This window comes from Kitasatospora sp. NPDC101801 (genome assembly GCF_044766665.1).
Taxonomy (GTDB): domain Bacteria; phylum Actinomycetota; class Actinomycetes; order Streptomycetales; family Streptomycetaceae; genus Kitasatospora.
In genome coordinates this window covers 64,339-89,833 of sequence record NZ_JBIWML010000032.1, presented here as the reverse complement: position 1 = coordinate 89,833, position 25,495 = coordinate 64,339, and the positions used below count along the sequence as shown (strand labels likewise).

Sequence of the window (25,495 nt, the reverse complement as noted above, 5' to 3'; positions counted from 1 at the left end):
GCCGGGTCCCGGGGCACCCCCGGGCCGGCCCCGCCGCGGTGAACACCCCCCCCACGCAAATCATAACCTCCCGTGGGCCCCGCTGTACGGGCCCCCCCCCGGGGGGGCCCGCCGGGGGGGGGGGGGGGGCCACGCGGCGGGCGCTACTCGGTGGCGGCCCACTCGACGAGCTGGACGATCACGCCGTTCGGGTCGGTGACCTGGAACAGGCGCTCGCCCCAGGGCTCCTCGCGCAGCTCCATGGTGATCGGCACCCCGGCGGCCCGCAGGCGGTCGTGCTCGGCGGCCAGGTCGGTGACCACGAAGGCCAGGATCACCCCGGCGGCGTGCTGGTCGCGGAAGTCCGCCGGCAGCGCTTGGAGGCCGCGCCGCAGGAAGACCACGTTGGGTGCGCCCTCCCGGGCGAGGGAGGCGAAGCCGTCCGCGGCCATCTCCTCCCGGAAGCCGAAGTGGCTGGTCAGGAAGGCGGCGGAGGGCTCGACCCGGTCGACGGTGAGCGAGACGGCGGCGGCGGTGATCTGCACGGCACTCCTTGGGTCGTGAACTCTGTACGGCGTACTCTATACGCCGTACAACAAGGGCGCCCGCAGTTTATTCCCCAGGGTCCGGACAGGAGAGGATGGGGCCATGGCGAAGGACCGAAGCAGCGCAGGCGACCCCTCCCGCACCCTCGCCCTGCTCTGGCGCGAGCCGGGCGGGGTGCAGGCCGGCGGGCGTGGCCCCCGGCCGGGGCTGAGCGTGGACGCGGTGGTGCGGGCGGCCCTGGAGCTGGCCGACGCGGAGGGTTTGGGCGCCGTCTCGATGCGACGGGTGGCCCAGCAGCTCGGCGTGACGCCGATGACGCTCTACACGTACGTGCCCGGCAAGACCGAGCTGCTCGACCTGATGCTGGACACGCTGTTCCAGCGGATGCCCCGGCCGGTGGAGGCCGGCGCGCCCTGGCGCGAGCGGGTGACCGCCGTCGCCGAGGCCAACCGGGCGCTCCACCTCGCCCACCCCTGGGTGGCCGCGCTGCCCGCCACCCGGCCGCCGCTCGGGCCGGGGCTGATCGCCAAGTACGACCACGAACTGAGCGCCTTCGACGGCCTCGGCCTGCCCGATCTGGACCTCGACGCGGCCCTCGCCCACCTGCTGGACTTCGTCCGCTCCACGGCGCGGACCGCGCTCGAGGCCCGGGCCGCCGCGCGCGACAGCACGATGTCGGACGCCGACTGGTGGGAAGCCAACGCGCCGATCCTGGCCAAGGTCTTCGACCCCGAGCGCTTCCCGCTGGCCACCCGGATCGGCGCGGCCGCCGGCGAGGCCCACCAGGGCGCCTACAGCGCCGACCACGCCTACGAGTTCGGCCTCCGCCGGGTCCTGGACGGCTTCGCCGCGCTGATCGCCGAGCGGGCCGCCGGGGAGTGACGCCGGGTCAGTCCTGGCCGTCGCAGGGGGCGCCGTCGTCGTCCGGGGTGGTGTGCAGGCGGGCGAGGGCGGACCTGAGGGTGTCGATCTCGGCGGGGGCGAGGTTCCGGAACAGGTCGGCCTGGACGGCGGCGAGGGTGGTGCGGAGCTCGGTGACCAGGGCGGTGCCCCGGGGGGAGATCTCCACGATGTGGCGGCGGCGGTCGGCCGGGTCGCGGCGGCGCTCGGCGAGGCCGTCGCGTTCGAGGTCGTTGAGCAGGGCGACGGTGACGCTCTTGTCGACGCCGAGGGTCTCGGTCAGGCAGTGCTGGCCGACCGCGCCCTGGTCCTGAAGCACCATCAGGACGTGCCCGTGTCCGGGCTTCAGCCCGTGCTCCGCCATCGCCTTCCTGACCCGGGTGCCGGCGAGGTGGCCTTGGAAGGCCAGGGTCAGTACGGGAAGGTCCTCCATCACGCCGTCAACCCTACCGGGGGCGAATTGTCGCACCCATTCAATGGTTGATGCTCTTCAACTATCTGCTAGCCTCCACGGTACTCGCCCGCGATCCGTCCGGAGGCCCGTCGTGTTCATCGCCTATGTCGTCACCGCAGCCCTGCTCGCCCTGGTCCTGCTGGCCTCCGCCTCGGCCAAGCTGAAGCGGGACGAGAAGGTGGTGGCGAGCATGACCGGCATCGCCGTGCCGCTCGGCTGGCTGCCGCCGCTGGCCGCCTGCGAGGTGGCCGGTGCGCTCGGCCTGCTGGCCGGGATCTGGATCGGACCGCTCGGCGTGGCGGCCGCCGTCGGCGTCGTCCTCTACTTCGTCGGCGCGGTCGGCGCGCACCTGCGCACGGCGGACTACAAGGGCACGCCTCCGGCCGCCGTGCTGCTGGTGGTCTCGGCGGCCGTGCTGGCGCTGGCGGTCGCGGCCTCCTGAGCGGCTCAGCCGGCCGAGCCGGTCCAGGTGACGGTCTTGCTGTTCATGCCCTTGCCGTAGTGGAACTCCACGTAGAACGGGTCGGCCCCGTTGTTCGGCAGGGCGTACGCGGACACGCTGGACGAGTCCTGGCCCGGGGCGACGTCGTTGGCGATGAACTTCATCCGCCCGCTCCCGTCGATCACGTGGTAGATCAGGTTGCCCTTGGTGTTCTTGACGAAGGGTGCCCCCGAGCCGTAGAGCGAGAGCTCCTCGGACCCGGTGTTGACGACGGTGATCCGGACCTCGACGATCCTGGTGTTGTCGGGGATGTCGCCCGAGCCGCCGCTCGGGACGTACGGCACCGGCTTGGCCATCGTGACCTTCAGCCCGTCCTCGTAGGTGTAGGACTCACCGAACCCCAGGTGCCGGGCCTTCTCGTCCGCCGCCTTCTTCGCCTGCTCGGCCTCCTGCCGCTCGCGCTCCTTCGCCTGGGCGGCCTCGAACTGCTGCCGCTCCTTCGCCGCCTGCTCCCTGGCGGCTTCGACCCGGATGTGCTCGGCCTTCTCGTACGCCCGCCGGTCCTCGTTGACCTGGTGCACCCGGACCGCGAAGAACGTCCCGGTACCGGCCGAGACCAGCAGGCCGGCGACGCCCAGCAGCACGCCCGCGAGGGCCATCCCGCGGTTGGTCGCCAGACCCCTGCGCGCGTAGCTCAGCCCGATGCCACCGAAGATCACGGCGAGCAGCGACGGCAGCCAGGCCAGCCAGAACAGGATGACGGCCAGGCCGAAGAGCGCGCCGACGATCCCGAGCACCATCGCGGCGATGCCCAGACCGTTGCGGGGCTGCGGCGCCAACGCCGGATACGGCTGCCAGTACGGCCCGCCCGGGACCTCGCCCGGCGCCGGGGCGGGCGCGGGCGCGGCGGCCCCGTCCTGCTCCGGGGCCTCGCCCTGGCCCGGGACCGGTGCGGCCCACGGGTTGGCGTCGGCCTGGCCCTCGGCGGACTGCGGGCTGTCGGGCGGGGCGGGAGTGGTCATGCGGAATCCTTCGGACACGTGGAGGCGGTGAGCGGCTGGTCGGCCGCGACGCCGAAGTCTGTCCTGCTCCCCCCGGCGCCGGCGACCCGATTTCCGCGCCCCGGACACCGGTCCGGGCCGGACCCGTACGTCGTCACCCCGGGGCGGGACGCCGACAGGGCCGGCGGCTGGTCAACATACCGGGGCCCGGCGGCCGGCCGGCAGCGTGGTCCGGGCGTCCGCTCAGCGCCGGGGCTTGAGCCGGCGCAGGGTGAGGCCGCCGCTGGCCTGCTTGAACAGGTACTCGGCGCGCTCGTACGAGAGCCTGGCCCGGCCGGTCTCCGGGCAGAGGTCGGCGGTGGGGGCGCGGGCCGGGCCGGGGCGGCGGTCGGTGAGGAAGAGCGGGCCCCGGGTGCGGCCGTCCAGCAGCGCGGGGAGCAGCCGGGCGGTGCCGGACCGCCAGCCGATGCCCGGCCCGGCGGTCCGGTCGTCCAGGTCGAGCTGTTCCACGTTCAGCGCCAGGACGGCCGTCACCCCGGCGCCCGACTCGTGCAGCAGGCGCCACAGGGTCCGTTCGCGCAGGCCCACCCCCGGCCGGTCGCAGAGCTCGTCCAGCCGCTCGCCGGCCAGCGGCTCGACGGCGGGGCGCCGGGGTTCGGTGCGGCGTTCCACCAGGTCGGCGATCCCCGCCAGTTCGGCCCGGAGCGCGAACGAGCGGACGGCCGCCCGGTGCCGGTTCCAGGTCCGGGCCGCCGCGCCGTCCCAGGCCGTCGCGAACACACCCGCCACCTGAGCGGCCGTCAGGTCGGCGGACGGCAGGCCCGCCCCGAGCGCCAGCTCGAGCCGGCGCAGGGTCTGCCCGTACGAGCGCACCGTCGCGGCGTCCAGCCCGGCTCCGGCCAGGAAGTCCCGGGCGGCCGAGCCGAGGGTGGGACCGGTCGGGAGGTGCGCGGCGAGGGCTTCGGCCCGGCCCAGCAGGAAGGCGCGTTCGGCGGCGTTCCGGGTCAGTGCGGCGGCCCGCTGGAACTCCAGCCGGGCTTCGGCGGGCCGGTTCAGCCGGGCCAGCAGGTCGCCCCGGACGCTGGGCAGCAGGTGGTAGTCGCGCAGCGCGGGGTCGGCGGTCAGCGGCTCGGTCAGGTCGAGCCCGGCCTGCGGGCCGTCGGCCATGCCGACCGCCACCGCCCGGTTCAGCCGCACCACCGGCGTCGGCAGCAGCCGGGCCAGCGCTTCGTACAGGGCGGCGATCGCGGCCCAGTCGGTGTCCTCGGCGGTCCGGGCCTGGGCGTGGCAGACCGCGATCGCGGCCTGCAGCACGTACGGGCCGGGCGGCCCGCCGAGTTCGCGGGCCCGGAGCATCGCGGTGAAGCCGCGCCGGATCAGCAGCTGGTCCCAGCGGCCCCGGTTCTGTTCGTGCAGCAGGACCGGTTCGCCGGCCGGTCCGGTGCGGGCGGCGGAGCGCGAGGCCTGCACCTCCATCAGCGCGACCAGACCGTGCACCTCGGGCTCGCGCGGGGCCAGCACGGCCAGCAGGCGGCCGAGCCGGAGGGCCTCCTGGCACAGGCCGGGCCGCATCAGGTCGTCGCCCGAGGTGGCCGAGTAGCCCTCGTTGAAGATCAGGTAGACGACCTCGAGCACGGAGGAGAGACGTTCGCCTAGCTCCTCCGCACCGGGCAGCTCGAACGGGACCTGCCGCTCGGCCAGCGTCCGCTTGGCGGCGGCGATCCGCTGGGTGACGACCGGGCCGGTGACCAGGAAGGCGCGGGCGATCTCCTCCGCCGTCAGGCCGCCGAGCAGCCGGAGCGTCAGGGCGGCCCGGGCCTCGGTGGCCAGCACGGGGTGACAGGAGATCAGCATCAGCCGCAGCAGGTCGTCGGGCTCGGGGTCGGCCTGCTGGTCCAGCTCCAGGGCGAGCTGCTCCTGCTTGCGGAGCAGCCGCTGGTCGCGCCGGATGTGGTCGACGGCGCGGCGCTTGGCGATCGCGGTCAGCCAGGCACCGGGGTTGTCCGGCACGCCGGTGCGCGGCCACTGCTCCAGCGCGGCGACCAGGGCGTCCTGGGCCAGCTCCTCGGCCAGGCCGACGTCGCGGACCATCCGGACCAGCCCGGCGATGATCTTCGCCGATTCGAGTCTCCAGACCGCACTGACCGTCCGGCGGGTATCCAGCACGGTGACCATGACAGCACACCTGCCCCGGCTCGATGACGGGCCGGGGCAGGAGGGCGTGCTGACGCGGGGTCAGCCGGTGAAGACCTCCTGGATCCGGCTCTGGCCGTCGCCGACGATCCGGCGGAACCGGCGGGCCAGCTCGACCGCCTCCTCCTGGGAGCGGACCTCGACCAGCGCGAAGCCGGCCACCGCCTCCTTGGCCTCGGCGAACGGCCCGTCGGTCACGGTGATCTCGTCGCCCGAGGAGCTCACCAGGATGCTGGTCGGGCCGAGGCCGCCGGTGGCCAGCAGGACACCGGAGGCGGTCAGCTCCTCGATGAAACGGCCCATCTCGGCGAACAGTTTCTCGTCGGGAGCGGAGCCGTCGGCGACGGTGGTCATCAGGTAGCGCATGGGGTGCCTCCGGGGCTGTCGTACCGGTGCTTGCGATCGGTGCTTGTGCCGGTACGTCGAACGGGCCGATCCGACAGGGAATGCGCACCGTTCCCTGTCACAGTGCCCGGACGACGTAGCGGCGAGAGACCGAACCCCGGAAGGAACTCGCTGATGACCACCGTCCAGCTCCCCGCCGCCCGACGCGCCGCCGTCGGCACCCGTGCCCTGCTCAACTGCGCCGTCCTGACCACACCGGTCTGGGCCGTCCTGGCCCTCACCCAGGCCGCCACCCGGGAGGGCTTCGACATCACCAGGCACCCGCTGAGCGTGCTGAGCAACGGCTCGCTCGGCTGGTTGCAGATCACGAACTTCCTGCTGGTCGGGGCGCTCTACCTGGCCGGTGCGGCCGGGTTGCGCCGGGTCGTCGACAGCGCCTGGGTGGCCCGGCTGGTCCGGATCGCGGGCGTCGGGATGGCCGCCGCCGGAGTGTTCGTGCTGGACCCCGCCGACGGCTTCCCGGTCGGCACCCCGGCCGGGAGGCCGGCCACCATGAGCTGGCACGGCACGGCCCACCTGGTGGCCGGGTCGACCACCTTCCTGGCCCTGATCGCGGCCTGCTTCCTGCTCGGCCGGCACTTCCACCGGGCGGGCAGCCGGGGCCTGGCGGTCGGCTCCCGGATCGCCGGGACGGCGCTGCTGCTCGGCAACGGCTGGGCGATGGGCGGCGGCCCGGCCGGTTCGCTCACCCTGGCGGTCGGCGTACTGGTCGCAATGCTGTGGATCTCGGTGATCGCCGCCGGGTACCGTCGGGGCCGCTGAGCAACCGTCAGCCCGACAACGGAGTGGTCATGTTCGAAGGAAAGCTGGTCAGGCTGCGGGCGCTGCGCGCCGAGGACGCGGAGCACCACCTCCGCTGGCGCAACGACCCCGAGGTGGTCCGGCCGGCCGCCGCCGGGGACCCGTGCTTCGGGCCGGTCACGGCGGAGGCGATCGGGCTCGGCTTCGACACCATGCTGCGGCTGATGCCGCGCGAGTCGGCCGTGCTCACCGTCGAGGACCTGACGGACGGTCGGGTGATCGGCATGGCCGACTACCGCGACCTGGACCCGTACGCCGGGGTCGCCACCCTGGGCGTGACGATCGGCGAGCCGGCGTACTGGGGCCGGGGCCACGGCTCGGAGGCGCTGGGCCTGCTGGTCGACCACCTGTTCGGCGCGTACGGGCTGCACCGCCTGGAGCTGGACACCTGGAGCGGCAACGAGCGGGCCGTCCGGGCCTTCACCCGGCTCGGCTTCCAGGAGGAGGGCCGCCGCCGATCCGCCGTGCTGGTGGCGGGGGAGCGGTACGACCGGGTGCTGTTCGGGCTGCTCAGGGAGGACTGGGCGCGCCGCGGCTGAGCTGGTGGTCGGCAGGCCGGGCCGCCGCCCCACCCGGCAGGGCCGGTCCCGAGGCCCGGTCAGCCCCGGTACGGCGGGGTGATGCCCCAGTCCCAGCGCGGCATCGGCGTCTCCGGGAGCGGCGGCGGGTTGGGGCCCGAGTAGATCAGCGCCATCCGGGTGCCCCACTCCAGGTAGTACGCGAGCACGCCCCGGAACTCCGGATCGGCGGGCAGGCCGACCTCGTCGGCGGTGTCCAGCAGCAGGGCGACCCAGCGGCTGCGCTGCTGCTCGGTGACGCCCCGGCCCAGGTGCCGGGAGGCCATGTGCCGGTGGCCGCCCAGCTCGGTGCTGTAGCGGGCCGGGCCGCCGAACACCTCGCCGAGCCAGGCCGCGACGTGCCGGGCGTGCTGCGGGTCCATCCCGGCGAACACCGGGGCGAGGATCCCGTCCTCGGGGACCCGCTCGTAGAACCGGGTGAACAGCCGCTCGAAGGCGGCGGCGCCACCGGCCCACTCGTACAGGGTCGGGGTCGAGCCGCCCTTCCCCTCGACGGCGGTCACCTCGTAGTGCCGCATCTCCTCGATCGACTCGACGTAGGGCTTGATCTCGGCGAAGAAGGCGGCGAACTGCTCACCCTTGCGGAAGCCGCCGAGGTGGTCCTCGGCGGAGGTCCAGCGGATGCGGAGGACGTAGGCGCCCGGGTCCTCCGTGCAGCGGGCCAGCTCGTAGTCGACACACTGCTCGGCCGCGCCGAGCGGGCCGGCGGCTCGGAGGTACGCGGCCTCGAAGGCGGCGCGCTGCGGTTCGGCGATCCGGTACCGGATGTACTCGACAATCATGTGCTGACTCAACATCAGGATCGTTGCCCGGACAAGGACTTGAGGGGGCGAAGCGGTGACGGCGCCGGGGTCTGCCGGGTCAGGACTTCGGGGTGAAGGCGTGGGCGTTCTCGGCGGCCCACTGGCGGAAGGTGCGGGCGGGGCGGCCGAGCAGGGTCTCGGTGGTGTCGGCGAGGACGGCGGGGCGCTGCTCGGCGGCCTGCCAGAGGTCGAGCAGCGCGGTGACCATCACGGCGGGCAGGAAGCCACCGAGCTGCTGCTCGGCCTCGGCCCGGGTGATCCGCTCGACCGCGATCTCCCGGCCGACGGCCTCGGACAGCACGGCCAGCTGCGCGCGGAAGGTGAGGGCCTCGGCGCCGGTCAGCGTGACCGGGCGGCCGGTGAGCGCGTCGCCGGTGAGGGCCGCCACCGCGACGTCGGCGATGTCCTCGGGGTGGATCGGCGCGAGGTCGGCGTCCGGATGGGCGAGTTGGACGGGCAGGCCCTGCCCGACGAAGTACGCCCAGCCCAGCGCGTTGCTGGCGAAGGCGTCCGGGCGCAGGAAGGTGCCGGTCAGCGCGGAGTCGGTGAGGGCGCGTTCGACCCGGTGGCTGTGGCTCGCGAGGGCGTCCTGCTCCGGGTCGGGGCCGAGCACCGAGGAGGAGGAGAGCAGCACCACGTGCTCGACCCCGGCCGCCTCGGCCGCGGCGGCCAGCTCGTCGATGCCGGTGGGCTCCGGGTAGAGGAAGACCTGGCGGACGCCCCGCAGGGCGGCGGCGAAGGTCTCCGGCCGGCCGAGGGCCAGCTCGGTCACCTCGACGCCCGCCGGGACGGGCAGCTCGGCGGGCCGGGCGCTGGCGGCCCGGACGGGGTGACCGGCGGCGTGCAGGCGGTCGAGGACGGCCCGGGCGACCTTGCCGCGGGCGCCGGTGACGAGGGTGATCATGGGGTGCTCCATTCGTTGGTGAAGACATATGCATGCTTACATGCACACGTTTTCATGTCAACACATGTATTCAGAGAGTCATCCAGATATCATCGGCCCCATGACGAAGCGCGAGCCGAGCACCGCCGAGCGGCTGCTGGACACCGTGGGCCCGGCCTTCGGGAAGCTCCGGCGGTCCACCCTGCTGGAGGTCGAGAACCCGGTCTCCCAGAAGGACCTGAGCCGGACCTTGATCCTCAACATCGTGCTGGAGGCCGAGCAGGCCGCCGAGCCCACCGAGGTCACCGTCGGCGCGGTCGCCGCCCACCTGGGGGTGGACCCCTCGGTGGCCAGTCGGATGGTGTCCGACAACATCGCGGCCGGGCACCTGATCCGCGCCGCCTCCCAGCAGGACGGCCGCCGGACGGTCCTGCATCTCAGCCCCGGGGGCCGGGAGCTGATGGCCCGATTCCGCCGCCACCAGCGCGCCGCCTACGAGGCGGTCACCGCCGACTGGTCCGAGGAGGAGCGGCTGGAGTTCGCCCGGCTGATGCTCAAGTACGTCGCGGACCAGGACGCCCTGCGGAACCGCTGACGGCCGCCGCCCGGCCCTGGGGCAGTGCCGGGGCGTGCGGCGGGCGGGGGCGTCTGTTGCCGTTTCCGGGACGGCGGGATGGAATGCCCGGATGGACAGTGCAGCGCCCTATCGAGCGGTCCTCGACGAGGTCGGCCCCCGGCTCCGCCGGCTGCGGACCGACCGGGGTCTCACCCTGACCTCGGTCTGCGAGGCCACCGGCATCTCGAAGAGCACCCTCTCCCGGCTGGAGTCCGGGCAGCGCCGCCCCAACCTGGAGTTGCTGCTGCCGCTCGCCGGGCTCTACCGGGTGTCGCTGGACGACCTGGTCGGCGCGCCCGAGATGGGCGACCCCCGGGTCCGGCTGGCGCCCCGGCCGCTGCCGAGCGGGGGCACCTATCTGCCGCTCTCCCGGACGCCGGGCCCGCTCCAGGCGTACAAGATGATCATCCCCGACCGGGGTGGCGAGCCGGATCTCCGCACCCACGAGGGCCACGAGTGGATGTACGTGCTGGACGGGCGGCTCCGGCTGGTGCTGGCCGACCACGACTTCGTGCTCGGCCCGGGTGAGGTGGCCGAGTTCTCCACCCGGGTGCCGCACTGGTTCGGCAGTGCCGACGGGCGGCCGGTCGAGGTGCTCAGCCTGTTCGGCCGACAAGGGGAGCGGATGCACGTCCGGGCCAGGCCCAAGGCGGGCTGATCCACCGTCGGGTGTTGACGAAAGAAAGTGTGAGTGGTTGAGTACTCACATGCCAACGCAACGACGCCAACTCTCCACCGCCGAGGAGCGCCGCGAGACGGTGCTCCGCACCGCCATCAGCGCCTTCGCCGCCCGGGGGTACTTCGGCACCACCACGATGGAGGTGGCCAAGGCGGCCGGGATCTCGCAGGCGTACGTCTACCGGCTCTTCCCCAGCAAGGAGGAGCTGTTCGCCGCCGTGGTCGAGCACTGCTTCGTCCGGGTCCGGGGGAGCCTGGAGCTCGGCGCGGCCGACGCCCCGGGCGGCTCGCCCGAGGTGGTGCTCTCCGCGATGGGCGAGGCGTACGCCCGCCTGATCAGCGACAACGACCTGCTGCTGGTCCAGATGCACGCCCAGGCGGCGGCGGTCTCCGAGCCGGCCATCCGCACCGCGGTCCGGGCCGGGTACGCCCGCCTGGTGGAGTACGTGCGCGGTGCCTCGGGCGGTGACGACCGGCAGGTGCAGGAGTTCTTCTCGGTCGGCGTGCTCTGCCACCTGCTGGCGGCGATGGACGCCGACGCGGTGGACGCCCCGTGGGCGCGCACGCTGAAGTCGGGCATCCGGCACTTCTAGGTCGCGGCCCGGGCCGACCGGCCGTTTCCTGCGGTCCTCGGACTGAGTAATCAACCACACATTATCGGGTCAGGCCCACCGGCCGCCCCCTCGTCACCCTGGAGGACACCATGCATGCCATCGCCACCGGCGTCGCCGCCCTGCTCGCCGTCGGGACGGGCGGTGCCGGCTGCCCCGCGCCCGTCGGCATCGACCGGAGCGCCCCGGTGATCACCCGCGACGACATCGTCATCCACGCGCCGCTGGACCGCGTCTGGCGGATCCAGACCGACGTGGAGAACTGGCCGGCCTGGCAGTCGGGCGTCGGCTCGGTGGTCAAGCAGACCCCCGGCCCGCTCCGTCCCGGCTCGTCCTGGGTGTGGTCCACCGAGGGGCTGGAGGGGATCACTTCGACGGTCGTGCAGGTCGACCCCGGGCGCCGGATCGTCTGGGGCGGCCCGGCCCAGGGCATCACCGCCGTGCACGTCTGGACCTTCACCCCGACCCGGGACGGCGTCCGGGTGCACACCGAGGAGTCCTGGACCGGCGAGCCGGTCAGCGCCAACGTCGAGCTGCTGCAGCAGGCGCTGGACGGCTCGCTTGACCACTGGCTGCACAACCTCAAGCGGCGCGCCGAGCAGGGTGCGTGAACGGCGGGCGCTGCGATGCCCGGTTTTTTCGGCTTCATGAGTGAGTGAGTGACCACACAAGGAGTGCTGCCGTGTCCAGGACCATAGGTGGCGAAGCCGCCCGACCTGCCGCTCGACCCGCTGCCCGGCCCGCCCCTCGGTCCGCCGCCGTGCTCGCCGTACTGGCCGCCGCGCAGTTCGTGGTGGTGCTGAGCACCTCCATCGTCAACGTCGCCCTCCCGGCGATCCGGGACGGCATCGGGCTCTCCGGCGACGGCGTGACCTGGGTGGTCACCGCGTACGGCCTGGCCTTCGGCGCGCTGCTGCTGCTCGGCGGGCGGGTGGCCGACCTGACGGGGCGTCGGCGGGTCCTGCTGGGCGGACTGGCGGTCTTCCTCGCCGCCTCGGTGGCCGCCGCGCTGGCGGACGGCCCAGGGCAGCTGATCGCGGCCCGCGCGGTCCAGGGTGTGGGCGCCGCGGCGATCGCCCCGGCCGCGTTGTCGCTGGTCATGCAGGTGTACCCGCCGGGGCCCGGGCGGGGCCGGGCGCTCGGGGTGTGGGGCGCGGTCTCCGGCGCCGGGGGCGCGGCCGGGGTGCTGCTCAGCGGAGTGCTGACCGCGACGCTCGGGTGGCAGTCGGTGTTCCACGCCAGTGCGCTGAGTGCCGCGCTGGTCTTGGCCGCCGCCGTGCGCCTCGTCCCCGGTGACGCCCCGTCCGGAGCCGGACCGCAGCGGGTGGACCTGGTCGGTGCCGTCACCGTCACGGCGGCGCTGGTCGTCCTGGTCCACGGGCTGACCCTGGCCGGACGCTCCGGCTGGACCGACCCGTGGGCGGTCGCCAGTGGCGGTGTCGCGGCGGTCCTGCTGGCGGTCTTCGTCCGTACCGAACGTCGGCATCCCGCACCGCTGTTGCCGCCGCGGCTGCTGCGCACCGGCTCGGTGGCCGCCGCCAACCTGCTGATGGCGCTGCTCGGCGCGGTCTGGATCGGGCTGTTCTTCTTCCTCCCGCTCTACCAGCAACAGGTGCTCGGGGACGGCCCGTTGCAGGCCGGGCTGTCCCAACTCCCGCTCGCGGCGGCGAACATCCTCGGCTCCTCGCTGGCCCCGAGGGCCGCCCGCAGGTTCGGTGCGGTGCCGACCCTGGCCGGCGGCCTGGCGCTGCTGTCCGGCGGCCTGGTCCGGCTGGCCGGCATCTCCGCGACCGGCGGCTTCGCCACCGACGTGCTCGGCCCCACCCTGGTGATCGGCCTGGGCCTGGGAGTCGCCTTCGTCCAGCTCACCGCGGCCGCCGTGACCGGCGTACCGGGGCCCGACGCCGGGCTCGCCAGCGGCCTGGTCAACACCACCCGGCAGATCGGCGGCGCGGTCGGTCTGGCCGTGCTCGCCACCCTCGCCGCCGCCCGGACGGCCGCGGTCGGCGCCGGCCAGCCGCACGTCGTCGCCCTCACCGCGGGCTACCGGACCGCCTTCCTGGTCTCCGCCGGGGTGGCCGCCCTCGCGGCCGCACTGACCCCGCTCGTGGCCCGGGCCGCCAGGCCGGCCGCCCGGCCCGGCCCGGCCGCCGCTCCACCGGGGCCGGTACCGGAGCCGGGCGGTAACCGGCCGCACCGCTGACACCCAGTCGACTCACCGATGAGAGAAGTGGATCCGACCATGAACAAGCCCTACCTGACCGGTCACTACACCCCGGTCGCCGACGAGATCTCCGCCACCGGGCTGACCGTCGAAGGCGTCCTGCCGCCCGAGCTGACCGGCCGGCTGATCCGCAACAGCCACAACCCCAAGCCCGGCATCACCCCGACCCACTGGTTCATGGGCAGCGGCATGGTGCACGGCATCCGGCTCCGGGACGGCCGGGCCGAGTGGTACCGCAACCGCTGGGTGCACACCCCGGCCCTGGACGGTGCGCCGTACCTGACGGAGCACGGCCCGGACCTGACCGCCAGCACCGCCGGGACGCACGTCATCGAGCACGGCGGCCGCCTGCTCGCGCTCTGCGAGGCGAACCTGCCGTTCGAGCTGACGGCCGAGCTGGAGACGGTCGGCGCGTACGACTTCGGTGGCAGGCTCACCTCGGCGATGACCGCGCACCCCAAGGAGGACCCGGTCACCGGCGAGCTGCACTTCTTCGCCTCCTCGCCGTTCCCGCCGTACCTGGTCCACCACGTGGCCGCGCCCTCCGGCGAGCTGCTGCACAGCCAGGAAGTCCCGGGCGCCACCGCCGCGTTGAAGCACGACTTCGCCATCACCGAGCACCACGTGGTGTTCCTGGAGGGCTCGGTCACCTTCGACCACACCGAGCACTCGGGCATCCCGTACGGCTGGAGCGACGCCCAGCCGTCCCGGATCGGCGTCATGCCGCAGGGCAACGGCGGTGCGGCCGGGGTCCGTTGGTTCGAGATCGGGCAGGGCTACGCGATGCACCTGGCGAACGCCTACGAGGACCGGCAGGGCCGGATCGTGGTCGAGGGCCCGTCCGTCGGCCGGGCCGGCTGGCAGCGCTCCTGGAACTGGTGGGTGGGTGCGCCGGACCGTGGCGCCGAGCCCAACTCAGGCTCCCGCGGCGTCCGGTGGACCGTCGACCCGGTGGCAGGCACGGTCCGGGAGGAGTTCACCGACGACCTGACGGTGGAGTTTCCGACCATCAACGAGGAGTACCTCGGCCGGGAGCACCGCTACCAGTACGCGCTGTCCTTCCCGGACGACCAGGGCATCGGCAACCACGCGCTGGTCAAGTACGACCGCACCACCGGCGCCCGGCAGCTGCGGCCGGTCGGGGTGGGCCAACTACCCAGCGAGGCGGTGTTCGTACCCGCCGCCGGGGCCACCGACGAGGATGCCGGTTACCTGCTCACCGTGGTCGGCGACCTGAACGCCGACGCCTCCCGCCTGCTGGTGCTGGACGCCTCCGACCTGGCCCTCCCGCCGGTCGCCACCGTCCACCTGCCGCGCCGGGTGCCGGCGATGATCCACGGCTCCTGGATCCCCGACGCCGCGCTGAACCGCTGACCTGCTGACCCGGCCGTCACCCGAACCGATTCCCGAGGAGAAACCATGTCCGAGCAGTTCGTGAAGACCGACGCGGCCCAGGCGTCGAGGAAGTCCGGCCGGAAGCGCCGCCGCCGGATGGCCGAGACCGCCGCCTACACCGGCCTGGGAGTGGCCGTCCTCGCCGAGCCCTGGCTGCTGCTGCTCCTGGTCCCGGCCCTGCTGCTCGCGCTGCGGGACTGACCCGCCCACGCTCCACCGGCCCCGACTGCTCCGGCAGCCGGGGCCTTCGGCTGTCCGGGGCGTCGTTCGGGTGGTCCGGGGGCGGATCGCCCGGCAAGCGGGTGAACGGCCCGTCAGGATGTTCGACGGCCGGCCGCCGTGCGGTATCCCTGCGGAAACCGAGCATCCGTCAGGACATCGGGCACGGCCCGGAACAGGTGGGTTCATGAGATCTCGCAGTTGGCGCAGTCGGGTCACCGCCCTCGGGGCGGTGCTGGCCAACGCCCTCACGGTCGGCGCGGCGGGCCCGGTGCCCGATCAGTCGGACGACCTCGGGCCGGAGATCACGGCGATCATGAACAAGCCGGCCTACCAGCACGCCCAGTGGGGTCTGCTGGAGATCGACGACGCCACCGGGCGGGTGATCCACTCGCGGTACCCCGACCAGTTCTTCATCCCCGGCTCGACCGCCAAGCTGGTCAGCGTCTCGGGTGCCTGGCACACCCTGGGCGGCGACCACCGGTTCACCACGCCCGTGCAGGCGGTCGGGGAGCGCGACGGCACGGCGCTGAACGGGTCGCTGGTCCTGGTCGCCCAGGGCGACCTCACGATGGGCGGCCGGACCAAGCCGGACGGCGGCGTCGACTACACCACGATCGACCACACCTACGCGAACGACGTCCCGGGCGCCACCCTCACCCCCGAGAACCCGCTCGCCGGACTGGACGGGATCGCCCGCCAGGTCCGCGAGTCCGGCCTCACCGAGATCCGGGGCGACGTCGCCGTCGACTCCCGGCTGTTCACCACCTCGGAGGGGCTCGACCCGGGCCCGGACCCGCTGATCGTCAACGACAACGTGATCGACCTGCTGACCACCCCGACCGCCCCCGGCACGACGGCCCAGCTCAGCTGGCGGCCGCAGGTCGCGCCGTACCAGGTGGAGTCGACCGTGCAGACGGTCCCGGCGGGCGGGACCACGGACATCGCGGTCGCCGCCTCGCCGGACGGCACCCACCTGACCCTGTCGGGCACCATCGCGGCCGACGCCCCGCCGGCCCTGCGGATCTCCCACGTGCAGGACCCGGCGGCGTTCGGGCGGACGGCGCTGATCGAGGCGCTGGCGCGGGCGGGCGTCACCGTCACCGCGCCGCCGACCGGGCCGAACCCGGCCGACCTGCTGCCCGCCACGTACGACGGCACCCAGCGGGTCGGCGCGTACGTCTCCCCGGTCTTCGCCGAGTACGCCAAGCTGATCCTGAAGGTCAGTCACAACCTCGGGGCCAACCTGACGATCTGCCTGATGGCCGTCACGGCCGGCAGCCACCAGTGCGACGGCGGCTTCCCGGTCCTGAACGCCTTCCTGCGCCAGGCCGGTATCGACCCGACCCAGGCGCAGCTGCTCGACGGCCGGGGCGGCAACCCGATCGACCGGGTCACCCCCCGGGTGGAGAACGAGATCCTGCACTACTGGCAGGGCACCCCGGACGCGGACCGGTTCCGCGAGGCGCAGCCGATCCTCGGCGTGGACGGCTCGCTGGCCACCGCCTGCGCGGGCTGCCCGACCTGCCCGGGCAAGGGCAAGGTGTGGGCCAAGCCGGGCTCGGTGCTCGGCTTCGACGCGCTCAACGGGCGGCTGGCCGTCGGCGGCGAGACCCTGGGCGGCTACCTCGACGCGGGGCACGGGCGGCTGCACACCTTCTACCTGGCCGTGAACGGCGCCTCGACCCCGGACATCAACAGCTTCTTCGACGTCATCAACGACCTGTCCCGGATCTCGGGGCTGCTCCAGGAGCAGGCGGAGCAGGCCCCCTGACCTGAGCCGGGAGCGCGACGGAGGCCCCGACCGCCCGGCGGTCGGGGCCTCCGTGCCGCCGGGGGTCAGGCGGGCAGCGCGTCCACCGTCGCGACGACGGTGCCGAACAGGTCGGCGACGGTGGTCAGGGCGGCGGCCTGGAGCGCGGCGGCGGGCAGCACGCCGCCGTCCGGGCCGGGGAGGGCGCGGGTCGCGGTGGTCTCGGCGACCACGGTCGGGCGGTAGCCGAGGTTGAAGGCACCCTGGGCGGTGTAGCTGACGCACATGTGGGTCATGAACCCGGCCAGCACGAGGTCCTTCCGGCCCAGCTCGGCCAGGATCTGTTCCAGCTCGGTGCCGTGGAAGGCGTTCGGGACCTGCTTGACCACCACCGCCTCCCCGTCGGCCGGGGCGACCTCGTCGCTGATCGCGCCGACGTGGGCCCGGATGTCGTACGGGGTGCCCTCGCCGCCGTCGTTGAGGACGTGGACCACCGGGATGCCGGCGGCCCGGGCCCGGGCCAGCAGCCGGGCACCGGCGGCGAGGGCCTCCTCGGCGCCGTCCAGGGCCATCACGCCGGTGCGGTAGGTGTTCTGAAAGTCGATCATCACCAGGACGGCGTCGGCGAGCCGGGGCGGCTCGCTGTCCAGGCCGCTCAGGTCGCGGAGGGTGGTGGAAGGGCTGACGGTGGTCATTCTCTTGGCCTTTCGGTCGTCGTCCGGGCATGGCGAAGCCAGCTGGCTCGCAGCTCGGGCGAGAGGGAGGGGGAGGGGAAGGGGGAGGGTCAGGCCGGTTGGGTGCGGAAGCGGCGGCGGTAGGCGGCGGGCGTGGTGGCGAGCTGGCGCCGGAAGGCCCGGTGCAGCGTCTCGGACGAACCGAAGCCCGCGACGGTGGCGACCTGCTCCAGCGGGGCGTCGGTGCTCTCCAGCAGCCGACGGGCCGCCTCCACCCGGGCGGCCTGGACGTAGTCGGCCGTACCGGTGCCGGTCTCCTGCTTGAACACCCGGGCGAAGTGACGCTCGCTCAGGCACATCCGGGCCGCCAGGGCGGCGGCGGACAGGTCCTCGTCCAGGTGGTCGGCGATCCACAGGCGCAGTTCGTCGATGTCGCGGCGGGCGGAGGCCGGGCGGCTCAGCGGCACCGAGAACTGGCTCTGGCCGCCCTGCCGCTTGAGGTACATCACCAGCTGCCGGGCCACCGCCAGGGCCACCTCCTCGCCCTGGTCCTCCGCCACCAGGGCGAGGGCCAGATCCAGACAGGCGCTGATCCCCGCACCGGTCCAGAGCCGGCCGCGGTCGGTCCGGACGAAGATCGGATCCGGGTCGACCGTGACGGCCGGGTGGTCGGCGGCCAGTTGGGCCGCCGTCGACCAGTGCGTGGTCGCCGTCCGCCCGTCCAGCAGCCCGGCCGCCGCCAGTACGTGCGCGCCCACGCACACCGAGGCCACCCGGCGTGCCAGCGGGGCGGTCTCCCGCACCCACGCCACGATCTCCGGGTCGACCTTCGCCACCGGCCCGTCCCCGGTCATCTCGACCGCCCCGGGCACCAGCAGGGTGTCCACCTGCCCGCCGACCTGACCGAAGGTCAGATCGGTCAGCAGCCGCACCCCCGCCGAGGTCCGCACCGTACCGGCCGTCGGCCCGGCCAGCCGTACCCGGTAGCCGGCCCGGCCCGCGGTCTCCCGGTTGGCCAGCGCGAACACCTCGGCCGGACCGGTGACGTCGAGCAGGTCGACGTCGGGGAAGACCGCGATGACGACGCGGTGGGGAGTGGGCATGCCTCCATCGTGGTCGCTCAGGACGATGGCTGCAATGACGATTCCCTGTCAGATCCGGACATCCGCCCGGCTCCCCGGGGCTCGGGATCGTCCTGGGCCCGGACATGGCGGTGGGGCCGGTACGCGTCGCGCGTACCGGCCCCACCGTGGTGCTCCGTCCGGGCGGCTACTCCGGCGTGCCGGCCGGCTTGGCGCTGCGGCGCTCGACGGCCTTGGTCAGCCGGCTGCCGAGCCGCTGGGCCGGGCGCTCGATCAGGTGGAAGGTGAGGTGGCTGACCGCGAGCACGACGGCGCAGAACCCGACGCCGAGCACCACCCGGGTACCCAGCGAGAGGGAGGTCACCGGGGTGGGGGTGATCAGCCAGAGCAGCACGCTCAGCAGGACGGCGTGCACCAGGTAGACCGAGTAGCTGATCGACCCCAGCCAGGTCAGCGCCTTGGGCATCCGGAACCGCCGCAGGGCCATCCCGATCGCGAAGGTCGCCCAGGTGGCCACCATGGTGGTGACCCAGTGCCACTGGAACTCGGGGGTCACCTCGCCGTGCTCGCCGTAACGCCCGCCGACGTACAGCAGGGCCGGGATGCCGACCACGGCCGCCACGGCGCACTTGACCCAGCCGGTCTGGCCCTGTTCCACCCGGTAGATCGCGGTGCCCGCGAACATGGTGGCCAGGATGGTCATGCTGAACCAGCCGGGCATCCGGCTGTTGGCGACCAGCAGGCCGAGCGCCAGCGCGCCGAGCACCACCGCGCCGAGCACCGCCAGGCTCCGGCGGCGGCTCATCACCGCGAACAGCCCCACGGCCATGACGACGGTCGCCAGCACGACCGCCCGGCGCAGGCCCGGCAGGTCGTGGGTGATCGTGTAGAGCGGGAAGGCACCCACGGCGAGGAGCGCGACCAGCGAGAACGCGGTGGACAGCTCCGCGCTGCGCCGGTGCACGCCCAGGACGAACAGGGACGCCACCAGCAGATAGAAGATCATCTCGTAGGAGAGCGTCCACATGACGAAGACCGTGCCGCCGACGCCGAGGAAGTCGTGCAGCATGGTGACGTTGCCCAGCGCGGCGATCGCCGGGTGGTCCATGGTGAACCAGCCCAGCGGCGGCAGGGAGTCGGTGTACCCACCCAGCTTCCAGACCACGGCCCCGAGGGCCACCACGGCAAGGCAGAGCGGGTAGATCCGGAACAGCCGGCTGATCCAGAAGCCCCGCACACTGCCCCGCCGCTCCAGGGAAGCGGGCACGATGTAGCCGCTGACCAGGAAGAACAGGAAGACCGCGTAGGTCCCGATGTCGAACTTGCCCGCCGTACGGGCGAACTCCTCGGGCATCACGTTCTGGACGAAGTGCCCGATCATGATGGCCAACGCGGCGAATCCGCGCAGCGCGTCGAGCCAGCCGAGCCTCGGCTTCGCGGAGTCGGAGGCCAGCTTGGCCCGGCCCTCGGGTATCTCGGGGGCGGGCGCCTGGGTTGTGAGGGACATTCGAGGAGGTTAGCGCACCGCCCCGGCGGTGGACTGCTCAGCCCGACCGTCCGTCCGGGCCGTTTTCCGGGGGGCGTCGGGCCGCCTGAACAGCCTGCTGGGCCACCACATCCACCGCCCCAGGTCCAGGGTCAGCGCGGTGACCGGCACCGAGCGGACGATCATGGTGTCCAGCAGCACGCCGAACGCCACCGCGAACCCGAGCTCGGCCGCGAACACCAGCGGCAGCGAGGCCATCGCCGCGAAGGTGCCGGCCAGCACCAGCCCGGCCGAGGTGATCACACCTCCGGTGCTGGACAGGCCCGTCAGGGCGCAGCGCCTGGTGCCGTGCAGCAGCGCCACTTCGCGTGCCCGGATGACCAGCAAGATGCGGTAGTCGATGCCCAGGGCGACCAGGAGCACGAACGTCAGGAGCGGGAACGAGACTTCCGCGCCGGCGAAGAGGAACACGTGGGTGAACACCGGACTGCTCACGCCGAGAGCCGCTCCGAACGACAGCACCACCGTTGCCATGAGCAGCAGCAGCGCGAGGACGGGGAGCACCACCACCAGCGCGATGGGGATGATCACCTTCGAGTCGCGGGCGGCCGCCTCCTGCGTGTCGCACATGATCGCCGTGCTGCCGCCGACCTGGGCATCCGCCCCCCTCGGCCCGGTGGACCGCGATCCTGGCCGGCTCGACGGTGCGCATCGCGGCGCTGCCGCTGGGGTCGTCCCCGAGCTCCCCGAGCATGACGGCCTCGCGGTCCTGGACCAGCGGAGTCGAGACACCGACGACTCCCGGTACGCCGGACAGCGCCGTCCGCACCTGCTCGGCCGAGGCTGCCTTGGCCACGACGAAGCCGGGGTCGCCCGATCCGGCCGGGAAGTGCTCGGACTGGATCCGCTCGCCGACAGCGGTCCGGGGCGTGCTGGTGAACTGGTCCTTGCCGGAGAGTCCGTCGGCCTTGAGCCCGGGCCGAGTTCGGCGTCCAGCGGTTGTGCGAGACGCGGGGAGCCTATGGGGTGCCGAGGTGTACGCGGAACTGCGGGCCCAGGGGCGGGTGGTCAACCGCAAGCGGATAGCCCCTCTGATGCGCGAGCACGGCATCGTCGGCCTTCACCTGCGCAAACGCTGCCGAACCACCGTCCGGGACAGGAACGCGTCGCCGGCGCCGGACCTGATCGGGCGCGACTTCACAGCGGGTGAGCCCGATGCCCGGTGGGTCGGTGACATTACGTACCTGCCGGTCGGAGGCTCGGGGATGTACCAGGCCACCGTCATCGACCTGCACTCGCGCCGGCTCGTGGGCTGGTCGATGGCTGACCACATGCGCACCCAGCTGGCCGCCGACGCCCTGGAGGCCGCAGTGGCGACCCGCGGCGGCCGGGTCGACGGCGTGATGTGCCACTCGGACAGGGGCGCCCAATACGGCTCGGCCGAGTTCGCGAGGCTCGGCCGATGCCACGGGATCCGGCGAAGCGTGGGGAAGGTCGGCTCCAGTTACGACAACGCCGCCGCGGAGAGCTTCTTCGCCTCGCTGAAGCGGGAGTTGATGCACGAAGTGCGCTGGGCTGACCGGAACCGGGCGAGGCTGTACGTGTTCCGCTGGTTCTCCTTCTACAACCTCCGCCGACGCCACTCCACGCTCGACTACCTCAGCCCGATTCAGTTCGAACAGCAGACAGCAGCGTCCCGTAGGATCACCCTCGCCGCATGAAACTCCGGTGCCCACCTTCCCGGGGAAGGCTCAGGTCTCCAAATATTTTCGTCTCCGTGGTGTCCAGGCGGCTGTTCTCCAAGTAGCGATTGCGGCCCTGGGCTCCTCGGGAGACATACGAGTGTGCGCCTTCCGCGTCCTCTGTTGCGCTCAAATCCCCTGCTGCGCCGGCTATTTGTGCCCGCTTGTCACTACACCCCGTCAGGCGCCGACCCGCTCCGGGTTGATGCACCTCCGCGCGTGTTGCGAGGTCCTGGCCGCCGGGCGGACAATCGGCGGCGTCAGCGTTCTTCGGACAGCGCCTTGCTCAACCCGTGTGCATTCACCCGGTAGAGGCTGTCGATGATGTCGAGGCACTGGCTCCTCGTCCCGGTGCTTCCTTGTCGGTACAGCCGGAGAACCGTTTCGATCAGGTGCTGCTGGAGCAGCGCGTTCCCGCGTTTTCCCCCGGTCCGCCCGTGCTCTGCCGCCGAGGCCAACTTCCTGCACGCGTCGAGCGTTCTGGTCGGTAGACGCAGTGTGGACCGGGCAAGGGGCGCTGCCAGTGCGTCAGGGTGCTCGGCGAACGCCTGGCTGGGGAGGAACGAGTCGATGAGGTCGTCGGAAGCATCTGTCGGCAACGAGGTCATGGCGCGCAGGGCACCTGCCGCCACCTTGCGCACCTCCCTGTCGTCGTCGTGGAAGAGCGCCCTGAGCAGCAACCTGCTGCGGGCGGGGTCGTTGGCCGCCACCTCGGCGGCGCCCCGGCGTGCTGAGCAGGACAGTCCGCTCACACTCTCCGGCAGACCGGGAACCAGTCGCTCCCGCAGAGCCAGGGCGGCCCAGGTTGCTCCGGCGTAGCGCGCCGTTCCTTCAGGTCCGTCGAGCGCTCGGGTCAGCTCCGGTGCGAAGCGCTCGGTGTCGTACAGGAGGGCCAGCATGAGCAGTTCGTGAGTGGTCCGTGCCTCGTGCACGGCGACTGGGGTCCCGGCGAACAGTAACTCCGTCAGATCCAGGGCTGCTGCCCGGTCATGACGCAGTGCGGCGACCACGGCGTCGGCGGCGCACACTCGGACGGCCATGATCGGATCTCGGATGAGCAGGCCCAGCAGCGGGAGGAGTTCCTCTGCCGGGGCCTCCGCCGCTCTGAGGAGGGCACCGAGGGCGAGGGCCGCCTCGCCCCGGGTGGAGTTCATCCCCGCCGTCAGGAGATCTCCGCCGTAGTACTTTCCGTGCTGCGACCCGGTCCACGCCACCTCGGCGGCAGGATCGGGATCCCCGGCACAGGCGGTCAGGAGCGGAAGGGCAGCGGGATGTGTCACCGCGTCTTGTGCTGCACCGAGTATCGCTCTGCAGACGGTTCGACCCACCTGAACCCCGACTAGGCGGCGGGCATGGGAGCAGAGTGCCAGCAGCCCGTCCACCTTCGCCCGGCCAACCGCTCCGTCGATCACTGCGGCGAAGGCGGCCGCGGGGACGTTCCTGTCGAACGTGCAGCCCAGCCGGGTGAATCGATCCGGCTGGCGACGGGTTGCTTCCTTCAGCAGAGAAGCCAGTTCACGGGCACCGCCTCGTGGGTGCTCACCGTCCCAGTCGACGCTGTCCGCGGTGTACTTCTTCAGGGCCTTCAGCCAGTGGGCGTCCGTCATGTGCGAGCCCGCAGAGGGGGCAATCGGAGGGCCGACCCACGCGGCTTCCACCGGGCGTGGGCCTCGCAGAGGATCCTGGCCGAACTTGCGTTTCAACTCGGCGAGGCGTCGCGCCACTGCCGGGCTCCGGCGATGCTCGGCGACCGCTTCGAGGAGCACGTACTGGGACCGCCCGAAGAGGTCACGGTGCGCCGGGGAGCACTCTCGGTCCGGGTAGTGCCGGAGGAGGAGGTCACTGAGCTGCTCGACGCTCTGCTCCTGGCAGCTCTGGGTCGCTGCGGAGATGAGTTCACGCGAGGCGGAGTGTGGGCTGTCTGGCCAGCCGAGCCGAAGACGTCCACCGGCTGCCATCAGCCAGGCGATGGCTTCGTCCGGGCGGTTCCAGACGGTGAACGTCCGGCAGCTGAGGTAGTCCAGAGCCCAGCCACGTCCTGCTGACAGGAGCTCCATGACGTCCGCGACGGCGGCGGGTTCCTGCGCAGCACGGGTGCGCAGGGCGTCGTGCGCTGCCGTGTACAGCGCGCCGTCGAGCTCGGGTTGGAATGGGGAGGGTGGGTGGGACCACCGAGAGACCGGGGGGTCTGCGCACGGATCAGCTGCGCGGCTCGCCTCCACGACAGAGATCACGAACGGCAGGATGTGGTCGAGCACCGCCTGGGGAGCGGCGGTTGCCGTCTCGGTGACGCAGGCGCTCACCCAGGACGCTGCGGGGGAGGACAGGTAGCCGGAGTCGAAGGGGTCACTCCAGCCGGCGGCCAGGGTCCGTCGAAGTCCGCGATCAAGGAACTGGCCCAGGACCTGGATCGCACACGGTGCGTCGTGGTCCGCCAGATTCTCGAACAGTTGCCAGAAATCAATGGCGCGCTCGGAAGGTCCGTACTGCTCGTCATCGAAGTCGCCGCGCTCGACGAGCCTTCGGATGAGGTCCGCAGAGTGGCTGGTGGGCCAGGTGCAGGCCCAGCTGAGGATCCGTTGACGCCATGAGTCGTCGGCCTCGGCGTATGGCTCGAAGAGCTCCAGCACCCGCACGGGACGGTGCTGGGTGCACCATTCCAGTTGCTGGAAGACCAGAGGAACCATTCGGGGGTCGGCCAGCCACTGCTCCCATCTGCCGGTGTCCACCGCATCGAACCAACCGGGCCGTGCGAGGAGCTGTCGTAGTTGCTCGGCCGTGACTCCTTCGCCCCATGCCAGCCGGTCCAGGGCTGCCCAGTCCTCACCCGTGGGGTCGAGGTCCTCGAGCACGGCGAGGACGATGAAGTGGAGGTGTGGCCGGACCGCGTCCGACTCCAGCAGGCGGACCACCGTACGTCTGAACTCCGCTCGATCCGTTCTGCTCAGGTGCTCCAGGACCTGCCGGGTCTGGGCTCGGCGGAACAGGGCCTGGCCGCTCGTGGCGAGGAAGTCATGGAGGTCGTGCCCAGACCCGACGAACGACCGGGCGAAGAGGTAGTCGAAGTAGGTCTCGTGGAAGAACCCGATGCGGTCGCTGTCCGCGTGCACCAGGACGCCGGCCGAGATGAGCACGGCCAGATCGGCCCGGGCGAACCGGTCCAGGAACGCGTAGGGGATGGTGACGGCTTCGCGTCGGCTCATCTCGTCGATCAGCCGGCCGGTGACGTCAGGCCAGGCGTCGGAGGGCAGCGACCGCTCGATCTCGCGGCGGCGCTCCTCCGTGTACCGGGCGTAGAGCTCCTGAAGGCTCCGGTAGGGCGTCGTCTGTGCCTCTGAGGAGAGGCGGCTGAAGACCGCGAGGTGCAGGGGGGTGCGAAGGAGTTCGAGGGTCTTCGCTCCCAGGGTGTCCGGGGACGTACCGCCGGCTTCGAGGACGGCACTCACGGCTTGGTCTTCGAGGAGGTCCAGCCGGAAGCGTGCGGTCGTGCTCTCTTGGCCGACGAGGCTCGTGAGCCGGGGATCCTTCTCGACGTCGACCGTCCGGGCTGCCAGGACGACCCTGACGTTCGGTGCGGCTGCCAGTAGTTCGAGCATGTCGTCCACCGCCTCGAAGACGTCGGGCATGCGTCCGCTGTAGCTGCTCGCCGCGTCGAGTTGGTCCACGACGAGCAGCGCCGGGCCACCCCTTGCCACTCGGGTGATCAGTGCTGCCGGAGAAGCTGGGAGGTCCAGTCGCCGTCCGACGGCCTCGGCGGTCCGGTCTTCCGCCTCCACCTCGTCCATGCGGAACGCCAGGACCGGCCAGCCCTGTTGCTCGGCGATGGTGACGACCTCACCGACCACTGCTGACTTCCCGATGCCTGCAGGACCCTCGCAGACGAAGACTGTCGGCCCGCCCGCCGAGGCCAGGCGCCTGAACAACTCCTGTGCATGGGGGCGGGCGGCCAGACCGAATGGCGGGCGTACCCGGGCAGTGCGGCGCAGGAAGCGTTGCTGGGCCGTTCGAATGGCACGACGGTCGGCTTCGT

Annotated in this window: 23 protein-coding genes and 2 pseudogenes; 13 read left to right on the top strand and 12 right to left on the bottom strand. The window is 72.6% G+C overall.

Annotated elements, in window-relative coordinates; genetic code table 11:
* Positions 1 to 143: 143 nt before the first annotated feature.
* Positions 144 to 524 (bottom strand): VOC family protein, encoded by a 381-nt coding sequence (locus tag ACIRPK_RS27845; protein ID WP_403043086.1) that lies wholly within the window; start codon positions 522 to 524, stop codon positions 144 to 146.
* 103 nt (positions 525 to 627) lie between these two features.
* On the opposite strand from ACIRPK_RS27845, the gene ACIRPK_RS27840 reads away from it, so the two are divergent.
* Positions 628 to 1,407, top strand: a complete 780-nt coding sequence (locus ACIRPK_RS27840; RefSeq protein ID WP_403043084.1) for a TetR/AcrR family transcriptional regulator — start codon at positions 628 to 630, stop codon at positions 1,405 to 1,407.
* Between the two features lie 7 nt (positions 1,408 to 1,414).
* Here the strand turns inward: ACIRPK_RS27840 and ACIRPK_RS27835 are convergent, their stop codons facing one another.
* Positions 1,415 to 1,858: a MarR family winged helix-turn-helix transcriptional regulator gene (locus ACIRPK_RS27835; RefSeq protein ID WP_403043091.1), complete on the bottom strand. Its 444-nt coding sequence runs from the start codon at positions 1,856 to 1,858 to the stop codon at positions 1,415 to 1,417.
* Between the two features lie 112 nt (positions 1,859 to 1,970).
* Here ACIRPK_RS27835 and ACIRPK_RS27830 point away from each other — a divergent pair, with 112 nt between their 5' ends.
* Positions 1,971 to 2,321 carry a DoxX family protein gene (locus ACIRPK_RS27830; RefSeq protein ID WP_403043082.1) on the top strand — a complete coding sequence of 117 codons (351 nt, stop codon included), beginning with the start codon at positions 1,971 to 1,973 and terminating at the stop codon, positions 2,319 to 2,321.
* Between the two features lie 5 nt (positions 2,322 to 2,326).
* Here the strand turns inward: ACIRPK_RS27830 and ACIRPK_RS27825 are convergent, their stop codons facing one another.
* The 3 genes from ACIRPK_RS27825 to ACIRPK_RS27815 all read right to left on the bottom strand — a co-directional run bounded on the left by ACIRPK_RS27825 (position 2,327) and on the right by ACIRPK_RS27815 (position 5,881).
* A complete protein-coding gene (locus tag ACIRPK_RS27825) occupies positions 2,327 to 3,343 on the bottom strand; it encodes a DUF4190 domain-containing protein (RefSeq protein ID WP_403043080.1) in 1,017 nt (338 codons plus the stop codon).
* Positions 3,344 to 3,565: 222 nt separating this feature from the next.
* A complete protein-coding gene (locus ACIRPK_RS27820; protein ID WP_403043077.1) occupies positions 3,566 to 5,497 on the bottom strand; it encodes a DUF6596 domain-containing protein in 1,932 nt (643 codons plus the stop codon).
* Positions 5,498 to 5,557: 60 nt separating this feature from the next.
* Positions 5,558 to 5,881: a YciI family protein gene (locus tag ACIRPK_RS27815; RefSeq protein ID WP_403043074.1), complete on the bottom strand. Its 324-nt coding sequence runs from the start codon at positions 5,879 to 5,881 to the stop codon at positions 5,558 to 5,560.
* Between the two features lie 153 nt (positions 5,882 to 6,034).
* On the opposite strand from ACIRPK_RS27815, the gene ACIRPK_RS27810 reads away from it, so the two are divergent.
* Together ACIRPK_RS27810 and ACIRPK_RS27805 are read left to right on the top strand one after the other, a co-directional pair.
* Positions 6,035 to 6,682 carry a DUF998 domain-containing protein gene (locus tag ACIRPK_RS27810; protein ID WP_403043072.1) on the top strand — a complete coding sequence of 216 codons (648 nt, stop codon included), beginning with the start codon at positions 6,035 to 6,037 and terminating at the stop codon, positions 6,680 to 6,682.
* Between the two features lie 29 nt (positions 6,683 to 6,711).
* Positions 6,712 to 7,260 carry a GNAT family N-acetyltransferase gene (locus ACIRPK_RS27805; RefSeq protein ID WP_403043070.1) on the top strand — a complete coding sequence of 183 codons (549 nt, stop codon included), beginning with the start codon at positions 6,712 to 6,714 and terminating at the stop codon, positions 7,258 to 7,260.
* Between the two features lie 59 nt (positions 7,261 to 7,319).
* Here the strand turns inward: ACIRPK_RS27805 and ACIRPK_RS27800 are convergent, their stop codons facing one another.
* Together ACIRPK_RS27800 and ACIRPK_RS27795 are read right to left on the bottom strand one after the other, a co-directional pair.
* Positions 7,320 to 8,081 carry a group II truncated hemoglobin gene (locus ACIRPK_RS27800; protein ID WP_403043068.1) on the bottom strand — a complete coding sequence of 254 codons (762 nt, stop codon included), beginning with the start codon at positions 8,079 to 8,081 and terminating at the stop codon, positions 7,320 to 7,322.
* A 79-nt stretch (positions 8,082 to 8,160) separates the two neighbouring features.
* Positions 8,161 to 9,006, bottom strand: coding sequence for an NAD(P)H-binding protein (locus ACIRPK_RS27795; RefSeq protein WP_403043065.1), 846 nt, complete (start codon positions 9,004 to 9,006; stop codon positions 8,161 to 8,163).
* Positions 9,007 to 9,106: 100 nt separating this feature from the next.
* Here ACIRPK_RS27795 and ACIRPK_RS27790 point away from each other — a divergent pair, with 100 nt between their 5' ends.
* The 8 genes from ACIRPK_RS27790 (at position 9,107) to dacB (ending at position 16,502) form a co-directional block, all read left to right on the top strand.
* Positions 9,107 to 9,580 carry a MarR family winged helix-turn-helix transcriptional regulator gene (locus tag ACIRPK_RS27790; RefSeq protein WP_403043064.1) on the top strand — a complete coding sequence of 158 codons (474 nt, stop codon included), beginning with the start codon at positions 9,107 to 9,109 and terminating at the stop codon, positions 9,578 to 9,580.
* 91 nt (positions 9,581 to 9,671) lie between these two features.
* The gene (locus tag ACIRPK_RS27785) at positions 9,672 to 10,259 is read left to right on the top strand and encodes a helix-turn-helix domain-containing protein (RefSeq protein WP_403043062.1); all 588 of its coding nucleotides are present in this window, start codon (positions 9,672 to 9,674) and stop codon (positions 10,257 to 10,259) included.
* A gap of 49 nt (positions 10,260 to 10,308) precedes the next feature.
* Complete coding sequence (locus ACIRPK_RS27780; RefSeq protein WP_403043061.1) at positions 10,309 to 10,872, top strand: TetR/AcrR family transcriptional regulator; 564 nt, start codon at positions 10,309 to 10,311, stop codon at positions 10,870 to 10,872.
* A 110-nt stretch (positions 10,873 to 10,982) separates the two neighbouring features.
* Positions 10,983 to 11,501, top strand: coding sequence for an SRPBCC family protein (locus ACIRPK_RS27775; protein WP_403043059.1), 519 nt, complete (start codon positions 10,983 to 10,985; stop codon positions 11,499 to 11,501).
* Between the two features lie 71 nt (positions 11,502 to 11,572).
* Positions 11,573 to 13,093, top strand: coding sequence for an MFS transporter (locus ACIRPK_RS27770; protein ID WP_403043057.1), 1,521 nt, complete (start codon positions 11,573 to 11,575; stop codon positions 13,091 to 13,093).
* Between the two features lie 39 nt (positions 13,094 to 13,132).
* Entirely contained in the window at positions 13,133 to 14,488 is a 1,356-nt protein-coding gene (locus ACIRPK_RS27765; protein WP_403043056.1) for a carotenoid oxygenase family protein, read from the top strand.
* A gap of 45 nt (positions 14,489 to 14,533) precedes the next feature.
* Positions 14,534 to 14,710 carry a hypothetical protein gene (locus ACIRPK_RS27760; RefSeq protein WP_403043054.1) on the top strand — a complete coding sequence of 59 codons (177 nt, stop codon included), beginning with the start codon at positions 14,534 to 14,536 and terminating at the stop codon, positions 14,708 to 14,710.
* A gap of 205 nt (positions 14,711 to 14,915) precedes the next feature.
* Positions 14,916 to 16,502, top strand: coding sequence for a D-alanyl-D-alanine carboxypeptidase/D-alanyl-D-alanine-endopeptidase (dacB, locus tag ACIRPK_RS27755; RefSeq protein WP_403043053.1), 1,587 nt, complete (start codon positions 14,916 to 14,918; stop codon positions 16,500 to 16,502).
* A 65-nt stretch (positions 16,503 to 16,567) separates the two neighbouring features.
* On the opposite strand, the gene ACIRPK_RS27750 is transcribed toward dacB, so the two are convergent.
* The 4 genes and pseudogenes from ACIRPK_RS27750 to ACIRPK_RS27735 form a co-directional block, all read right to left on the bottom strand.
* A complete protein-coding gene (locus tag ACIRPK_RS27750) occupies positions 16,568 to 17,176 on the bottom strand; it encodes an isochorismatase family protein (RefSeq protein WP_403043052.1) in 609 nt (202 codons plus the stop codon).
* A gap of 89 nt (positions 17,177 to 17,265) precedes the next feature.
* A complete protein-coding gene (locus tag ACIRPK_RS27745; protein ID WP_403043051.1) occupies positions 17,266 to 18,258 on the bottom strand; it encodes a GlxA family transcriptional regulator in 993 nt (330 codons plus the stop codon).
* A 166-nt stretch (positions 18,259 to 18,424) separates the two neighbouring features.
* Positions 18,425 to 19,744 (bottom strand): acyltransferase family protein, encoded by a 1,320-nt coding sequence (locus ACIRPK_RS27740; protein ID WP_403043048.1) that lies wholly within the window; start codon positions 19,742 to 19,744, stop codon positions 18,425 to 18,427.
* Between the two features lie 9 nt (positions 19,745 to 19,753).
* Positions 19,754 to 20,696, bottom strand: a pseudogene (locus ACIRPK_RS27735) (MMPL family transporter); the annotation flags it as partial.
* Positions 20,697 to 20,737: 41 nt separating this feature from the next.
* Between ACIRPK_RS27735 and ACIRPK_RS27730 the strand changes: the two are divergent.
* Positions 20,738 to 21,444, top strand: a pseudogene (locus tag ACIRPK_RS27730) (IS3 family transposase); the annotation flags it as partial.
* A 281-nt stretch (positions 21,445 to 21,725) separates the two neighbouring features.
* Here ACIRPK_RS27730 and ACIRPK_RS27725 read toward each other — a convergent pair.
* The gene (locus ACIRPK_RS27725; RefSeq protein ID WP_403043045.1) at positions 21,726 to 25,310 is read right to left on the bottom strand and encodes a hypothetical protein; all 3,585 of its coding nucleotides are present in this window, start codon (positions 25,308 to 25,310) and stop codon (positions 21,726 to 21,728) included.
* Positions 25,311 to 25,495: the final 185 nt, after the last annotated feature.

What these genes read in the sequence shown, in the direction of transcription:
- ACIRPK_RS27840 (WP_403043084.1), top strand. Translation starts at nt 628, where the DNA reads ATGGCGAAGGACCGAAGCAGCGCAGGCGACCCCTCCCGCACCCTCGCC.
- ACIRPK_RS27835 (WP_403043091.1), bottom strand. Translation starts at nt 1,858, where the DNA reads ATGGAGGACCTTCCCGTACTGACCCTGGCCTTCCAAGGCCACCTCGCC.
- ACIRPK_RS27825 (WP_403043080.1), bottom strand. Translation starts at nt 3,343, where the DNA reads ATGACCACTCCCGCCCCGCCCGACAGCCCGCAGTCCGCCGAGGGCCAG.
- ACIRPK_RS27820 (WP_403043077.1), bottom strand. Translation starts at nt 5,497, where the DNA reads ATGGTCACCGTGCTGGATACCCGCCGGACGGTCAGTGCGGTCTGGAGA.
- ACIRPK_RS27815 (WP_403043074.1), bottom strand. Translation starts at nt 5,881, where the DNA reads ATGCGCTACCTGATGACCACCGTCGCCGACGGCTCCGCTCCCGACGAG.
- ACIRPK_RS27810 (WP_403043072.1), top strand. Translation starts at nt 6,035, where the DNA reads ATGACCACCGTCCAGCTCCCCGCCGCCCGACGCGCCGCCGTCGGCACC.
- ACIRPK_RS27805 (WP_403043070.1), top strand. Translation starts at nt 6,712, where the DNA reads ATGTTCGAAGGAAAGCTGGTCAGGCTGCGGGCGCTGCGCGCCGAGGAC.
- ACIRPK_RS27800 (WP_403043068.1), bottom strand. Translation starts at nt 8,081, where the DNA reads ATGATTGTCGAGTACATCCGGTACCGGATCGCCGAACCGCAGCGCGCC.
- ACIRPK_RS27795 (WP_403043065.1), bottom strand. Translation starts at nt 9,006, where the DNA reads ATGATCACCCTCGTCACCGGCGCCCGCGGCAAGGTCGCCCGGGCCGTC.
- ACIRPK_RS27790 (WP_403043064.1), top strand. Translation starts at nt 9,107, where the DNA reads ATGACGAAGCGCGAGCCGAGCACCGCCGAGCGGCTGCTGGACACCGTG.
- ACIRPK_RS27785 (WP_403043062.1), top strand. Translation starts at nt 9,672, where the DNA reads ATGGACAGTGCAGCGCCCTATCGAGCGGTCCTCGACGAGGTCGGCCCC.
- ACIRPK_RS27780 (WP_403043061.1), top strand. Translation starts at nt 10,309, where the DNA reads ATGCCAACGCAACGACGCCAACTCTCCACCGCCGAGGAGCGCCGCGAG.
- ACIRPK_RS27775 (WP_403043059.1), top strand. Translation starts at nt 10,983, where the DNA reads ATGCATGCCATCGCCACCGGCGTCGCCGCCCTGCTCGCCGTCGGGACG.
- ACIRPK_RS27765 (WP_403043056.1), top strand. Translation starts at nt 13,133, where the DNA reads ATGAACAAGCCCTACCTGACCGGTCACTACACCCCGGTCGCCGACGAG.
- ACIRPK_RS27760 (WP_403043054.1), top strand. Translation starts at nt 14,534, where the DNA reads ATGTCCGAGCAGTTCGTGAAGACCGACGCGGCCCAGGCGTCGAGGAAG.
- dacB (WP_403043053.1), top strand. Translation starts at nt 14,916, where the DNA reads ATGAGATCTCGCAGTTGGCGCAGTCGGGTCACCGCCCTCGGGGCGGTG.
- ACIRPK_RS27750 (WP_403043052.1), bottom strand. Translation starts at nt 17,176, where the DNA reads ATGACCACCGTCAGCCCTTCCACCACCCTCCGCGACCTGAGCGGCCTG.
- ACIRPK_RS27745 (WP_403043051.1), bottom strand. Translation starts at nt 18,258, where the DNA reads ATGCCCACTCCCCACCGCGTCGTCATCGCGGTCTTCCCCGACGTCGAC.
- ACIRPK_RS27740 (WP_403043048.1), bottom strand. Translation starts at nt 19,744, where the DNA reads ATGTCCCTCACAACCCAGGCGCCCGCCCCCGAGATACCCGAGGGCCGG.